Here is a 14,094-nt window from a genome sequence, read left to right on the forward strand (position 1 = left end):
GTGAAATTATTGATGGTTATGGATCTGAATATAAAATTGCGTTTTCATCTGTTTAATTTTTTTAATGAAAGTACTTAGCGTTACTCCAAAACCAGCTAAGATGAAAAAAATTTCTGAAATAATTGGCTTTTAAAAGTCAATAAGAATTTCATGATTTTCACTCCTAAATGACGAAAAATATACAGGATTTTGTTGTGGATCGAGTGATAGCGCGCCGATTTTATCAATCTGTGTTCAGGCAGCATTTTCACCGCCGTTGGCTGATCCTGGGATATCAATCTGCATATCAAGAGCTACTATAGCAATGGCGGGCTAGATTTGGCTTGACAGGAGATAAGAGATGATCAATAGGTTCATAGTCTTGGCGACAGTGCTGACGATGGCGTTACCCACGGTTCAGCCATTGGCAAGTTTACCCAGCGACGCCCTGTTGTTTGCGGACGACACGACAGCGGAGTTGGCGATTCCGGATCAGGCCACAGAACTGGCCTTGCGTCAACGGCTGGTCCGTGTGCAGCTCGATGCCCTGCCTCTGGAGCCCGGCAGCGAGCTTGTGCTCGATCTCTTCGATGACCAGCCCATCTGGCTCGTCTGCGACGACGTGGGCGAGGAGGAGGTACTCGGCAGCCGCTCCTGGTGGGGACATGGCGCGGACGACGCCGGCATCCAGGCACATCTCGCCGTGAGCGAACGAACCCTCTCAGGCACGATTCTGACACCCGACGCAAGTTTCCAGATTCGCCCGTTCGATGACACCTGGCACATCGTGCGCGAGCTCCGTCGTGAAGCGCGTTCCCCCGATTTTGCCGGACTCATCCAATATAGCGAGTCGCAGTCGGCCACGGCTACGGTTACCGCTACGGCCTTCGAGACCGAGACGGCGACCCTCACCAACAACGAACGGCAGATGAACGGTCTGCACCGTCTGGCCTGGAACGACCTCTTGCTGGCCTCGGCACGCGGACATTCGATCGACATGGCCACCAATGGCTACTTCAGTCATACCGGACTCGATGGTCGCGATTCAAGTGATCGCATTTCTGACGCTGGTTACAGTTGGAACTACGCCGCTGAAAACATCGCGGCCGGTCAGACCACGCCCATCGAGGTCGTCGATGCCTGGATGAACAGCCCTGGACATCGCGCCAACATCCTCAACTCGGTCGTTTGCGATCTGGGCGTGGGTTATACCTATGATGCCGGTAGTTATTACAGGCATTACTGGACACAGAATTTCGGGCGTCAGCAGGGTGTCGGAACCTGCCCGCCCATCCCCATGGACGATGAGAATGAGGCCAAGAACTACTACCGCAAAGTGAACGCCTATTTCTATGGCACCTTCGGGCGATCGGCCACATCTGGCGAGTTGGCCGAGTGGGGCGCCGTGCTGCGCGACAATAGCGGCAGCGTCTGGAAACCCATGGGTGAGGGGCTACAGCACTATCTAAGCAATTTGATGGGCTGGGGCGCTGGGCCGCTCGACGTCTACACGGCCGGGTCGATCGTGGACCAGGTGCTCACGAATCTCTTCGGCTGGTCTTGGGACATCGATCCGCACATCATCAATTATTATGTTGAGGCCCTGGTCGAGGGTTACATTCGTCCGCGCGGGCTGGTCAACGCCATCCTGAACGATCTGGTGATCATGCCTAGGGCCGATGGCACCTATAGTCAACCCAACGGTTGGACGGGGGGCGGTTCTATTCGGGGACTCCTGACCAGTAACCAATTCGCGCGCTATCGGGAACGTATCGAGAGCACCGGGTTTTGAGCTGTCGATTGCGTTGACGGCGCTCGATTGAACTATGCTTACCTGACCCATCCCAGATCGACACCTATCGCGCTAGGGTCGAGTAGCGGCGAAGGCACTCAACGCCCGATATAACTCATCCACTTCGCGCCGGATGAAGACCCGGCTCTCCGGGTCGAACTCCCGCGCCCCGCGTCCAAGGCTCTCGCTGTGAATCCCCGAAGTCTGGTCGATCTTCGGATCTTCCAGACCTCGTCCGCGCGCCGGATCATTCAACCCCCGCGCCAGCGTTCCATCGTCTTCCAGCGCCAGCCAGTCAAGCAGTCTGCCCAGGGTCGTCTGCGGCTGCTCCACCAGCGATTCGTAACTCAGACAATAGCCCCGCTCCGGTGCGCGGGCGAAGAACTGCAACGCCGCCTCGCTATTGGCTCGCCAGCGCGCCACCTGTTCGCTCAGCGCCGGCGGCAGACTCTTCTCGAAGCCCATCTCGCGCACCGAGGCCAGGGTGTCGAGCGGATCGCGGATCAGGTGTACATAGACGAACCGCGTGCCCAGTGCCTGCTCCCAGTGGGGCAGATAGCGGGCATTTTCGGGATCCTTGTCGGCCCAGCGCTGCTTGCCGAGACGTTCAGCTGCGCGGGTGCGCAGCTCGGCATAGGCGCGTCCCCAGACGGCGAGGCGCTCGGAGTCTTCCAGCGGCAGTACGCGACAGGCGTTGAAGAAGCGCAGATAGCCATAGGGATCATCGCTGTATTCGCCGAGTACATCGCGCATGAATTTCAGTTCCGGCGGGCAGTGCACGGCCGGATGGGCGTCGAGCAGGCGTCTCAGCAGGGTGGTTCCGGAGCGGTAGAAGCCGCCGATGAGGATCGGTGTGTTGGTGTCGGCAGGGCTGGTTCGATGGGCATCGCTGTGCGCTGCCCATCCTACGCAGCGGCGGAGGAGGTCGGTGATCGCCATGTTCAGGCTTCCGCCCGCGTGTAGCCGAGTGCCGTTAGTACATCGCCGGCCTCGCGTTCGAACAGCGCGACCTCGGCGGCTGTTAGACCGGTGCGCCACTTGCCCGACTGGGCCGGGTCGGGCGGGCGTGTGGTGTTGGCGTGGATGCTCAGGCGCTGCGCGCGCGGCACGGCCACTCGACCCTCGGTATCGCGCCGGTCGCCCAGTTCACTCAGCCGTGATTCAGCGCGCTGGTGGTAGTCCAGCATCCCCGGCTCGAAGGGCAGATCCAGAAATGCGCACACTTGCCGCAATTTGCGCTCGGGGGCCGCGATCAGATCCTCGAATTTCAGCTCCAGATAGCGTCCCGGCTCCAACCGCGTCGCCTGGGCGCGTGCTTCCAGAATTCGCCCACGCCACAGTCGCGCTGCGGCCACCAGATCAGCGCCCGGCCCGAACCACTTATCGCGATAGGAAAGCGCCACATCGCGCCCGTCGCGCACGAGATGCACGAAATGCGCTTCCGGCAGCAGTGCGCCGATGGCCGCCACCTGTTCGACATAGGGCGGTGTCTTGTCGCCCCAGCGCGGCTTGCCCTGTCGAGCGGCATAGCTGGCGAAGAACAACCGCACCGCCGTCGCCAGCGTGAACGGCTCCAGCGCCCTCAGCCGGGTCTCGAACCCGGTGCCTGATAGATCGAAGTCACCCCAGTTCGGCATGGCTCGCAGTCGTGCCACACACTCGGCCCCGTCGCGCGGCGGCTCGGCCAGCAGAAAGGGAATGAAATGGGTCTCGGCAGGGATGGCCAGGTGCGAGTGCGCATCCAGCATCAGGCGCAGCAGTGTGGTTCCCGAGCGCCCCAGGCCGATCACGAAGGGAGCTGGTGCCGCGAGCGGTTGGGTCTCCATGCTCAGCCGCCCTCCAGGAACGGATGTGTGGCCCAGGGCTGATCGGTGCGCCAGCCCTCCACGTCCGGCCGGATCAGTTCCTCGGAGGTTGGGAGTCGCGCCTCGCGTGCGTCGAAGCTGGCGCGCTTGCCGTGCCAGCCGAGCTGTTCGACCTCATAGGCCGAATACTGCCGCTCGCGCTGGTATTTATCCACCAGATGCGTCCAGCTCAGAAACGGATAATGGCGCAGGATCAGCGGCTCGGGGCTCAGGCGCTGGCCAGGAAATTCGGCCCGGTGTCCGCCGAAGCTCAGCAGGTCGACGCTCCCGGCATGGCGCCAGGCGTTGACGCGATGCAGCGGATTGGGCTGGAAATAGTAGGCATGGGGCAGGGCGGTCACATAATCGGCGCCGCATGCGTCCTGGGTGTGCGCGGTAGGCACGAACACGAATTCGAGGAAGTCAATGGCGTCGTAGCCGGCAGCGTCGGCGGCGGTGATCGCCTCGGCCAGGCTTTGGCCCGGCACCGGCGACTGGCGGATCTCGTCGGCGTCGTGGTGAATATACCAATGATCGCCCAGCTCGACGGCGAGTTCGGCCTTGCGTTCGAGGATTCCGCGCCAGTCATAGAACCCCGGATAGGGCCGCGACTCGATTCCGAGCAGCCCGCGTCCGAGCCAGGCACGCGCGATCTCCAGGCTGTCATCCGTGGAGTCATTGTCGATCAGATAGCTCTCCAGGCCCTGTTCGGTCAGATGGCGCAGACAGCGTTCCAGATACAGCGCTTCGTTACGAATCGCCAGCAGTGCAATGATCCGCATCGCTCGCTAACCTCATCTCAGGGTCTATGATGCCCAGGAACGCGCGTTCGTCCCAGGTGCTGGTGAAGCTCAGGGCGGCGATCTGGGCCACCAGGGGCAGATAGACGTCCTGCCCCACGCGCCGTTCCAGCCGCAGCGAGATGAAGTACTCGCCCGGCGCCAGTCGGTTGGCCCAGCGCGCGACAGCCGTGCCGCTGGCGCGCGCCGGTAGCCGGAAGCGCTGTCCGCACAGTTCCAGCAGTTTGGTGTTCTGGATGACGACGGCCAGATAGGTGTCCTGGTCGGTGGCCTCAGGAGCGAGTCCATAGTCGAGCTGAAGTTCGACGGTGGCGCCGATCTCGCACAGGCCGCGCGCCGTGCCGGTATCGCCGAGTCGCGCGGCGCGGATCTCGGCCTGTCCATCGCCGAAGGCGGCGGCCTTGGCACTGGTGCCGAGTGCGGCCAGCGGCGCCACGGCCGGCCCGCCGCTGGCCAGTTCGGCGCGCTGGCGGATGCGGATGTCCTGGAAGTATTGAGTGGCGATGGATTCCGGGTCGCCGATTGCTTTGACCTGGCCCTGTTCCAGATAGACCGCCCGATGGCAGAAGGTCTTGACCATGCCCATGTCGTGCGAAACAAACAACAGCGTGGTGCCGCGTTCGGAGAGTTCGCGGATGCGTTGCAGACATTTGAACTGAAAGGCGGCGTCGCCGACGGCCAGGGCCTCGTCGACGATCAGGATGTCAGGTTCGACGCAGACGGAGACCGCGAACGCCAGCCGCACCACCATGCCGCTCGAATAGTTCTTGACCGGCTGGTCCATGAACTCGCCGATGCCGGCGAAGGCCGCGATCTCGTCGAAGCGGGCCTGGATCTGCTCGCGCTTCAGACCCAGGATGGCGGCGTTCAGATAGACGTTTTCGCGTCCGGTGAACTCGGGATTGAAGCCGCTGCCCAGTTCCAGCAGGGCGGCGATACGTCCGTGCGTGCGCACCTCACCCTCGGAGGGAGTGAGGGTGCCGGCGACCAGTTGCAGTAGGGTCGATTTGCCTGAGCCGTTCTGGCCGACGATGCCCAGGGTTTCGCCGCGTGCAACGCTCAGGTCGACGCCGCGCAGCGCCCAGAACGGGCGGTAGAAGCGGGGAGCTGGGCGCGCCGCATGCCCCCGCCGCGCACGCGCCCGGTTGGCGAGTGCGTTCAGTCCGCTGGCCAGCGATTGTCTGAGCCGGTCTTGCGGGCGCGCATAGAGACTATAGAATTTGCCCAACCCCCGCAGTTCCAGAGCTGGCCCGTGGCGATCCTCGGCCATGCCGACCTCGTGTCCTAATCTATGGAATAGCGCGCAAGCATAACGCAAGCCAACGGGTCTGTCCCCAACGCCCCAAACGCGATGTTTCCTCACAACGTCCGTGTCCAACAGAGCTCACATGGTCTACAATGTTCTCCATGCCATCTGTTAACGCACTTTGCGCTTTACCAACGCATGAATTAAGATTGCAGCCTGCCCAGGCGTCAGTCATCATGTGTTTAGATTCAACCGGATGACGAGATCAGCCAGGCTAAGTGTCGCAAAAATGCGACATTCATGGTTTTGATCTTTCCACGATTTTAGTGTATTAAATACATTGAGCGCGACTCGACTTCTAGAGTGGCGATCATCTAGTCTACTGCGCGAATACTGATCCCTACCTTCACCTCAAGGAGTTCGATATGCCAACTGCTGATCAATATGATGCGAAAGTTTCCGCCTATTTTCTCGTTACCCTAGGTCGTCCGGCTAGCGCCGCCGAACTAGCGGGTTACACCCAGGTTCTCGCCGACAATAACGGCAGTGTCTGGAATCCGGCTGGTGGTAGCTTAGTTAACTACCTAACCCCACTGCTTGAAGCCGAGACAGCTGGCCAGAACAACGGTGAGATCGTCACTAGTATGTTCATACGCATGACCGGCTCCGAGCCCTCGATGAGCCTTTATAACTACTACGTTGGCATGCTTGACCAGGGCACCATCCAGCTCAAGGGTCTGGCCAATGCCATGCTCAACGACTGCAATCTGATGCCCAATGTGGATGGCGAGTTCAGCCAGCCCTCGACCTGGACTGTCGACCTTAGCGACGAGCTACTTCCAGGGCAGCGTGAAGCCATGATCGCCAAGACGGGAGTGGCCGAAGCGTTTACTGCTGCTCTAGATACGCCTGCAGAAAACAACGCCTTCATCGATAACCCCGAACCGGCGATTCAGCTGCTCGCTGGCGTAACTGATGAGCAGACGGCACTGGATGCAGATGCTCAGATCGATACTGTCATTGATGAAATCGTCAACGGTCCTACGCCAAGCGACGATATCATCAATATTGGTTCGCCTGAACTTGATCCTTTTGCCAAGCAGTTAAGTGATGGCGGTGTCAATGCCGAAGATTTCGGTTCAGATACTGTCCATCTCGCGCTTGGCTCCATGGGGAACGATGTCGTTCTTGGCATGATTTTGGGTGATCCAGACAGCAATCCGCAAGCTGACATCGTTAGCTTCAGCAACGTTCCAAACGGCCCAGGTAACAATGCGTCTGACTTGGCCTCTACAATCAACTTGATTGAGCTTGGCTGGAATTTTGATGCAAGCGACTTTGGTGTTGCGGGTTACGCCTATAAAGATGCACTTGATTTCTATGATATGACTCTTCACTTCGATAGTGGTGAGTCGTTAACTTTCATCGATTTCATCCAAAATACTTCTGCAACCACAGCCTTCAACAATCAGTATGATAGCGCCCTAAGTCTTCAGGGTGGCAATGCTGGCGATACTGTAGAGCTAACAAACTCTGTTGAGATTGCGGGCCTGATCTCACACTTGTTTGTAACGGGCAACTTGGAGATTGCTTAACATTGCATTTAAGGGATGCTATCTACGGGTTTGCATCTCTTTTAATGCCTTGGAGTCAAAAAATATACAATTGCGGCTCCTTTAATAAGACCCTGAGTCACAAGACTTAGGGTCTTTTTTTGGATTCTAGCTTAGAGGCCTTCCATGTTATCAGCATTTTCAAACAAACGAGTGCTGTTGCTGCAGGGGCCAATGGGACCATTTTTTTGGCGTCTACGCCATGATCTAGAGAGTGCGGGCGCGCAGGTTTTCAAAGTCAATTTTTGTGCTGGCGATCGACTGTACTATCCTGCAAACACCATTGAGTATTGCGGCACGCTCGAAGGTTGGCCAACCTTCCTCAGTCAGCTTATCGCACGCCACGCTATCGATACCGTTATGCTCTTCGGCGACTGCAGGCACTATCACATTGTGGTACCGCATGTAGTACGCTGGCGTCATGTGGCACTCTACGTCTTCGAAGAGGGCTATCTGCGTCCCGATTTCATCACTATCGAGCGCGGCGGAGCCAATAATTTTTCCTCATTGCCACGCGATCCAGGGTTTTATCGCGCCCTGGAATTGCCGCCACCCAAACTCCTCCATCCACTGCCAGTCAAACACGCCTTCTCACGCGCCGCCGTTTTCGCAACGATTTATGCACTGACCAACGCACTCTTCCGGTGGCGCTATCCACACTATCAACATCATCGTCCCCTGGCCCCCTTGAGCCAAGCTTATTACTGGCTGCGCTCCGGTTGGCGCAAGTTTTGGTTCAGACAGCGCGAAGTCGGAGTGGAACGCCTACTATTCGGGCCACTCGCAGGCCGCTTTTTTCTCGCGCCACTCCAGACCCATAACGACGCACAGATTAGCGTCCACTCGCACTATTCGACCATTGAAGAGTTCATCGAAGATGTGCTGATCTCGTTTGTGCGTACAGCTAAGCCGGAGCATCACCTGGTCTTCAAGCACCACCCGCTTGATCGCGGTTATTGCGACTACACCCATTTTTTGGGCCACATGATCACCAAGTATGCTTTGGAAGGGCGTGTGCACTATGTCCATGATGTGCACCTGCCGACCTTGCTCGACAAGGCACTAGGGACGGTGGTTATCAACAGCACCGTAGGCCTGTCCTCGCTGCTGCATGACACCCCGGTCTGCGTGATGGGCGATCCAATCTACAACATTCCAGGATTGACCTTTCAGGGCGCGCTGGATGAGTTTTGGTTAGCACCTGGTCGGATCGATCGTGAACTCTATGAACGTTTCCGGGGATGGCTGCTGACGCACAATCAGGCTAATGGTAACTTTTATCGACCTCTGACGACATTGCCCAATCGTACGGGAGTCGCTTGGCCGCCGGATCTGGGGCTACCGATTGCGCCTCCAATACCAAGTATTCGTGAGCCTGCGACACTAAACACAGAGCCAAATTTAGCGCCGCCTTCCTATGGTGCCGGAGAGCTACGCCTGATCGCTCGGGCGAGTACTGAGCTGTGAGGGACGCATTGATCAGTTTTGACGACTTGTTGGCGCCCCCTGAGTCAGTGTCGCTTCGATTCTAGGGGCGGGTGGTTTCTTACGTCCAATAGTCTGTGCGTGTAGTTCCTTTTTAAGCACTAGATCGACGACATGCTGCTCACGCTTGTTGGCCCGCCGACAATGATCCTGCTGAAAGAGATTAGTCAGCCAAATCACGATACGCGCCCAGCGTTTGTTGTCACGCTCGCGCCAGGCATGTGACGAGACTGATTCCCACGAGTAGCCATTGAAAATCGAGGCGTTGACGAAATGATCGAGCGCCCGAACGCCAGCGCGCGCACGTGCAATGCGTCCAGTGAGCCCATAAAACGCTAGCAGCAGCAAACCCAGCAACGCCAGTGGCAACAGGATCAGCGAAAGTGTGAGGCCAGCGGCAAACTCCTTCATCGAGCAAAATCCTTGAGCGAGTCCCCGCGTGTGGGGGAGTGTTAGATGGATGGTCGCAATGATAATCGCCTGTCGCAATGGCGCCAAATTTTGCCCGCTCTACCACTCTGGTTCGGATAAGCGGTTGCTGCTATTATGCTGCTTTTGTTTGGATCTGATTCAAGCGTGTGTTGAGTGTTGGACGATGTATCGTTTCAGTATCGATTTCGTGGACGCATGATGCGTGCTTTCATCTTGGCGTCGACGCTGTTGCTCGTCGGCTGCGCGCAGTGGCCGAGTCTGCCGCTTGGCGGTTCGGCGGATAACGACGCGAAGAACCGCGAGGCCGAACAGGTCACGCTGAACAAATTGCTCACACGCGAGCCAGCAAATACCCTAGTTTCACTCACCAATAGTCCTTGGGGACCGAACGTCCAGGTGCTGCTCCATGAGACCTATGCCGCCGCCAGCGGGCGCAACTGCCGACGACTCACGATCGAGCCTGAAGGGCAATCCTATCCGGCGCTTGTCTGCCAACATCCCAAAAACACGCGCGACTGGGTGCCCGTGCGCCTGCTGCAAGTGGGCGGACGTCCGCTTTTGAGCCGCAATACCTCGCCTCCGGCCTGGACTGAGAGCCGATGATGTCTGTGATCGATCGTCTCGATCCGTTCCGGCGTTACGGGCGGCGGCTGGTGCTGTGGCTGCTGCTGATCGTGCTCGCGCCGACCGTCGCCGCCCAGGGCATCAGCGCCCAGGTCGAGGTAGCAGACGATCAGCGCGTCGAGGCGCCGCTCACCAATACCTCGCCCTCGGTGCAACTCGGGGCGTCACGGGTCGATGACATTCAGCCCTTTGGTTCGAGCCTGTTCAAAGGCGGTTTCAGCGCCAGACGCACCTCTGAACTCAATCCGGGCTATCGCATCATGCCGGGCGACCAGGTGACGGTGCGGGCCTGGGGGGCGCTCGAAGTCGATCTCATGCTGCCGGTCGACGCACAGGGCAATATCTTCATCCCAGATGTCGGTCCAGTCCAGGTCAAGGGTGTCAGCTCCGCCGAACTCAATGATGTCGTGACCCGTGCGATCACCCAGGTGTATACCGACAATGTCTCGGTCTATACCAACTTGCAGGGCGTGCAGCCAGTGGCGGTCTTCGTCACCGGATTCGTCAAGAAACCCGGACGCTATTCGGGCGCGCCAAGCGACTCAGTGCTGAATTATCTCGATCAGGCCGGCGGCATCGATGTCGCGGCCGGCAGCTTCCGCAACGTGCGCGTGCTGCGCGGCCAGCGTCCGATTGCCGAGGTCGATCTCTATCCCTTCCTGCTCGATGGATTCTTGCCGCCGCTGCAATTCGAGGACGGCGACACCATCGTGGTCGGACGTCAGGGTCCGATGGTGACAGCCACGGGCGATGTTGCCCAGCCCTACCGCTATGAGCTGACTGCGCGGACGCAGTCGGTCGGTGAGCTGATGCAGTGGGTGCAACTGCGGCCGGGTGTCTCGCATGTGCTTCTGACCGGCGTGCGCGATGCTGGGCCCTTTTCGTCCTATCTACCGCTCGACGACCTGGATTCGCATTGGCTCCAGGGCGGCGATGAGCTGCTGTTCTCGGTCGATCAGCGTCACGAGACCATCGTGGTGCAGGTCGAGGGCAGTTTCACCGGACCCTCACGCTTCACCATCCCACGCGACGCGCACCTGATGGAGCTGCTTGACAGTATCCCGGTCGACCCCAGGCTAGCCGATGTCGAGAGCGTCTCGATCCGGCGCAAGAGCGTAGAGCAGCGCCAGCGCGAATCGCTCGACGAGAGTCTCAAGCGGCTCGAAACCGCCTATCTGGGTGCGGCCTCGGCCACGGTCGACGAGAGCAAGATCCGCGTCGAGGAGGCCAAGCTGATTCAGGATTTCGTCAAACGTGCCCGTCAACTTGACCCAAGTGGCCGGCTGGTCGTGGCTGAGGGCGGACGGGTGCGCGATACCATCCTGCAGGATGGCGATGTGATCACGATTCCGAATCGCTCCGATTCGATCTTCGTCAGCGGCGAAGTGCTGGTGCCGCAGGCGATGATTTACAGAAAGCGTCAAAGTGCCAGTGACTATATCGAGCGTGCCGGCGGTTTCACTGATCGCGCCGATAAACGCAATATCCTTCTGGCACGGCAGAGTGGCGAGGTGGTTGCCGCACTCAATACACCACTCAAGCCGGGTGACGAGATCCTGGTTCTACCAACCATCCCGACCAAAAATCTTGAACTTGCTAAGACGCTATCGCAGATCCTCTATCAGATTGCCGTAGCAACCAAGGTGGCACTGGATATTTCGGTTGTATCAAGTTATTGAACCTTAAGCTGTGAGTTCACATATGTCTGCCGGAGTCCGCCCGCCCTGGAAGGTCACCTGGAGCGTCTGGCATGCGCTCTTCATGCGCGAGGTGCTGGCGCGCACCACGGGCGACCGCATGGGTTGGTTCTGGATGCTTGGCGAGCCGATTGCGTTCATCGTGATCATGGTCAGTATTCGCAGTTTTTTAGGTCGTAGCCGAGATATTGCGGGAGCTGATTTCATCGTGTGGTTGATGATCGGACTCAGCGGTTTTTTCATGGTCCGCGATGCTATTCAGCGTGGCATGACCGCCATTGCGAGCAACCAGGCTCTGTTCGCCTATCGCCAGATCAAGCCCGTTGACGCGCTATTTGTACGCTCCGCCACCGAGCTGGCGCTTCAGACCGTCGTGCTGCTGATCCTGCTCGGCCTTGCGTTACTGACTGACATCAATGCGCTACCAGATGATCCGCTCGGCGTCTTTTCACTTTGGTGTTCACTATGGCTGCTGGGGTTGGGGTGTGCGCTCATCGTCTCGGTGGTCGTGCGCTTAGTTCCCGATATCCAGCATCTCGTCAAGATGATGATGCTGCCGCTTCTGCTCATATCTGGCGTGATTTTCCCACTCCATAATCTGCCACATTCGATCCTGGAATATCTGCTCTACAATCCAATCCTGCATGGTTTGGAGCTGTTACGTCTGCACTTCTTCGATGGCTACCAGGCGGTGCAGGGTGTGAGTCTGGAGTATCTGTGGCGCTGGATCCTGATCACGCTGGCGCTTGGACTGGCGCTGCACGCGCGATTCGAATTACGACTCAAAGCCAAATGATCGAAGTCAAAAATCTCTACAAGCGCTATCACACGCACAATCATCGATCGACCGACTGGGTCTTGCACGATGTCGATTTTACGCTGCCCAAGGGTGTGAGCCTGGGCGTGATCGGGCGTAACGGCGTTGGCAAATCGACCTTGCTGCGTTTGATCGGTGGCGTGGACCATCCTGATCGCGGGCAGGTGATTCGACATTGTCGCGTCTCCTGGCCGATCGGTGTCACTGGTGGCTTTCAGGGGTCCATGACTGGACTTCAGAACCTCAAGTTTCTGGCGCGCATTCATGGCTACGCGCACGATCTTCAGGCTGTCATCGATTTCGTTCAGGATTTCACCGAGCTGGGCAAGGCGCTCAATGCGCCGGTCAAGACCTATTCCAGCGGTATGCGCAGTCGCCTGGCTTTCGGGCTATCGCTGGCGTTCGACTTCGATGTCTATCTGTCGGACGAAGCCACCGCCACTGGCGATGCGGCTTTCAAGGCCAAGGCGCAGCAAGTCTTCCAGGAGCGTCTCGGTCAGGCCAGTGTCATCATGGTCTCGCACAGTGAGGATATTCTGCGCGAACTCTGTCAGGCTGGGCTCTGGTTGCGTAAGGGTGAGAAACCCATCTGGTTCGACGATATCGCCGACGGACTCAACGCCTATAACGACAGCGTCAAGCAATCAAAAAACACCCCTGTCAAGCAACGCAAGGCAGCGGCATGAAGCGATTGCGCAAGCATCCAGTCTGGTCGCTGATCATCCTGTCTACCCTGGTGGCGGCATTCTACTGGTCACTCATTGCCACCGATCGCTTCGTCTCGCGTGCCAACGTGGTGCTCCTGAGCGCGCAGATCAACAAAGCCGGGGTCGGTTTGTCGGGTATTCTCAGCGGCCAGACCAACAACGATCTGCTGATCCTGCGCGACTTCATGCTCTCGACCGACATGCTGGCGCAACTTCAGGCCCAGCTCGATCTGCGCGCGCATTATTCCAATCCTGACATCGATTGGTTTTCACGTCTGTCAGCGCCGGATGTACCGACCGAAGACTTTCACGACTATGTGCTCAAGCGGATCTCGGTCGAACTCGACGAATATGCCCAGGTGCTACGGATCAGTGCCCAGGCCTACGAGGCCGAGATGGCGAGGCGGATCGTCGCATTACTGCTGGAAGCCGGCGAGGAGCAAATGAACGCTATGGGTCACCGGCTCGCCGAGGAGCAGGTGCGTTTCATCGAAAAACAGGTCGAGACGGCGCGCCAGCAAATGATTGAGGATGGTGATCGACTGCTGAGCTATCAGAATGAACACGGCTTGGTGTCGCCAACCGAGACGGTCGGCAGTCTCAGTAGCGTAGTCGCGAAGCTCGAAAGTGAACTCGCCAGTCTCCAGGCACGCAAGGCCGCACTCAGCGTGTCGCAGAGTGCGCGCTCGCCCGAGATGATGAAGCTCGACAGTGAAATCAAGGGTATGCGCGAGCAGATCGCCAGCGAGCGCGCCCGCCTTGCGCGCGCCTCGGGCAATGCCCTCAACCGGCTCGCGGCCGAATACGAACTCCTGCGCTTGCAGTACGAGTTCTCCAACAAGCTCTATTCCAGTGCCGTGACCGCGCTCGAAAACACCCGCGTCGAGGCCGCGCGTGCGCTCAAGCAGGTGTCGGTCCTGCAGACGCCGACCCTGCCCGAATATCCAACCCGTCCGCGCCGGCTCCACAATATCACCACATTTGCTATCTTCGCCGCGCTCGCTGGGCTCATTTTGCAACTGTTGATCGCCATCATCCGCGATCACAAGGATTAGCCA

General features: G+C 58.6%; 13 protein-coding genes. 8 read left to right on the forward strand and 5 right to left on the reverse strand.

The window, feature by feature from the left end:
• The first annotated feature begins 403 nt into the window (after positions 1-403).
• Complete coding sequence (locus tag GJ668_RS16455; RefSeq protein ID WP_222930803.1) at positions 404-1,771, forward strand: CAP domain-containing protein; 1,368 nt, start codon at positions 404-406, stop codon at positions 1,769-1,771.
• Positions 1,772-1,843: 72 nt separating this feature from the next.
• On the opposite strand, the gene GJ668_RS16460 is transcribed toward GJ668_RS16455, so the two are convergent.
• The 4 genes from GJ668_RS16460 to GJ668_RS16475 are packed head-to-tail and all read right to left on the reverse strand — an operon-like array spanning position 1,844 to position 5,685.
• Positions 1,844-2,710, reverse strand: a complete 867-nt coding sequence (locus GJ668_RS16460) for a sulfotransferase family protein (protein ID WP_155451225.1) — start codon at positions 2,708-2,710, stop codon at positions 1,844-1,846.
• Between the two features lie 2 nt (positions 2,711-2,712).
• On the reverse strand, positions 2,713-3,597 hold the full coding sequence (locus GJ668_RS16465; RefSeq protein WP_155451226.1) for a sulfotransferase family protein: 885 nt from the start codon (positions 3,595-3,597) through the stop codon (positions 2,713-2,715).
• A gap of 2 nt (positions 3,598-3,599) precedes the next feature.
• A complete protein-coding gene (locus GJ668_RS16470) occupies positions 3,600-4,397 on the reverse strand; it encodes a glycosyltransferase family 2 protein (protein ID WP_155451227.1) in 798 nt (265 codons plus the stop codon).
• Complete coding sequence (locus tag GJ668_RS16475; RefSeq protein WP_155451228.1) at positions 4,366-5,685, reverse strand: ABC transporter ATP-binding protein; 1,320 nt, start codon at positions 5,683-5,685, stop codon at positions 4,366-4,368. Before GJ668_RS16475 ends, GJ668_RS16470 begins: the two co-directional genes overlap by 32 nt.
• 401 nt (positions 5,686-6,086) lie before the next feature.
• Between GJ668_RS16475 and GJ668_RS16480 the strand changes: the two genes are divergently transcribed.
• Together GJ668_RS16480 and GJ668_RS16485 are read left to right on the forward strand one after the other, a co-directional pair.
• Positions 6,087-7,256, forward strand: a complete 1,170-nt coding sequence (locus GJ668_RS16480) for a hypothetical protein (protein ID WP_155451229.1) — start codon at positions 6,087-6,089, stop codon at positions 7,254-7,256.
• Between the two features lie 144 nt (positions 7,257-7,400).
• A complete protein-coding gene (locus GJ668_RS16485) occupies positions 7,401-8,741 on the forward strand; it encodes a capsule biosynthesis protein (protein ID WP_155451230.1) in 1,341 nt (446 codons plus the stop codon).
• A 12-nt stretch (positions 8,742-8,753) separates the two neighbouring features.
• Here GJ668_RS16485 and GJ668_RS16490 read toward each other — a convergent pair whose 3' ends face one another.
• Positions 8,754-9,170, reverse strand: coding sequence for a hypothetical protein (locus GJ668_RS16490; protein ID WP_246194956.1), 417 nt, complete (start codon positions 9,168-9,170; stop codon positions 8,754-8,756).
• 216 nt (positions 9,171-9,386) lie between these two features.
• On the opposite strand from GJ668_RS16490, the gene GJ668_RS16495 reads away from it, so the two are divergent.
• From GJ668_RS16495 to GJ668_RS16515, 5 genes are read left to right on the forward strand one after another with little or no spacing between them, the layout of a single operon-like run.
• Positions 9,387-9,794 carry a DVU3141 family protein gene (locus GJ668_RS16495; RefSeq protein WP_155451231.1) on the forward strand — a complete coding sequence of 136 codons (408 nt, stop codon included), beginning with the start codon at positions 9,387-9,389 and terminating at the stop codon, positions 9,792-9,794.
• On the forward strand, positions 9,794-11,494 hold the full coding sequence (locus tag GJ668_RS16500; RefSeq protein ID WP_425482505.1) for a polysaccharide biosynthesis/export family protein: 1,701 nt from the start codon (positions 9,794-9,796) through the stop codon (positions 11,492-11,494). Before GJ668_RS16495 ends, GJ668_RS16500 begins: the two co-directional genes overlap by 1 nt.
• 22 nt (positions 11,495-11,516) lie before the next feature.
• A complete protein-coding gene (locus GJ668_RS16505; protein WP_155451233.1) occupies positions 11,517-12,308 on the forward strand; it encodes an ABC transporter permease in 792 nt (263 codons plus the stop codon).
• Positions 12,305-13,015: an ABC transporter ATP-binding protein gene (locus GJ668_RS16510; RefSeq protein WP_155451234.1), complete on the forward strand. Its 711-nt coding sequence runs from the start codon at positions 12,305-12,307 to the stop codon at positions 13,013-13,015. The genes GJ668_RS16505 and GJ668_RS16510 overlap by 4 nt, the downstream gene beginning before the upstream one ends.
• Positions 13,012-14,091, forward strand: a complete 1,080-nt coding sequence (locus GJ668_RS16515) for a KpsE/RkpR family capsule polysaccharide export protein (protein WP_155451235.1) — start codon at positions 13,012-13,014, stop codon at positions 14,089-14,091. Before GJ668_RS16510 ends, GJ668_RS16515 begins: the two co-directional genes overlap by 4 nt.
• Positions 14,092-14,094: the final 3 nt, after the last annotated feature.

This window comes from Allochromatium palmeri (genome assembly GCF_009720725.1).
GTDB lineage: Bacteria > Pseudomonadota > Gammaproteobacteria > Chromatiales > Chromatiaceae > Thermochromatium > Thermochromatium palmeri.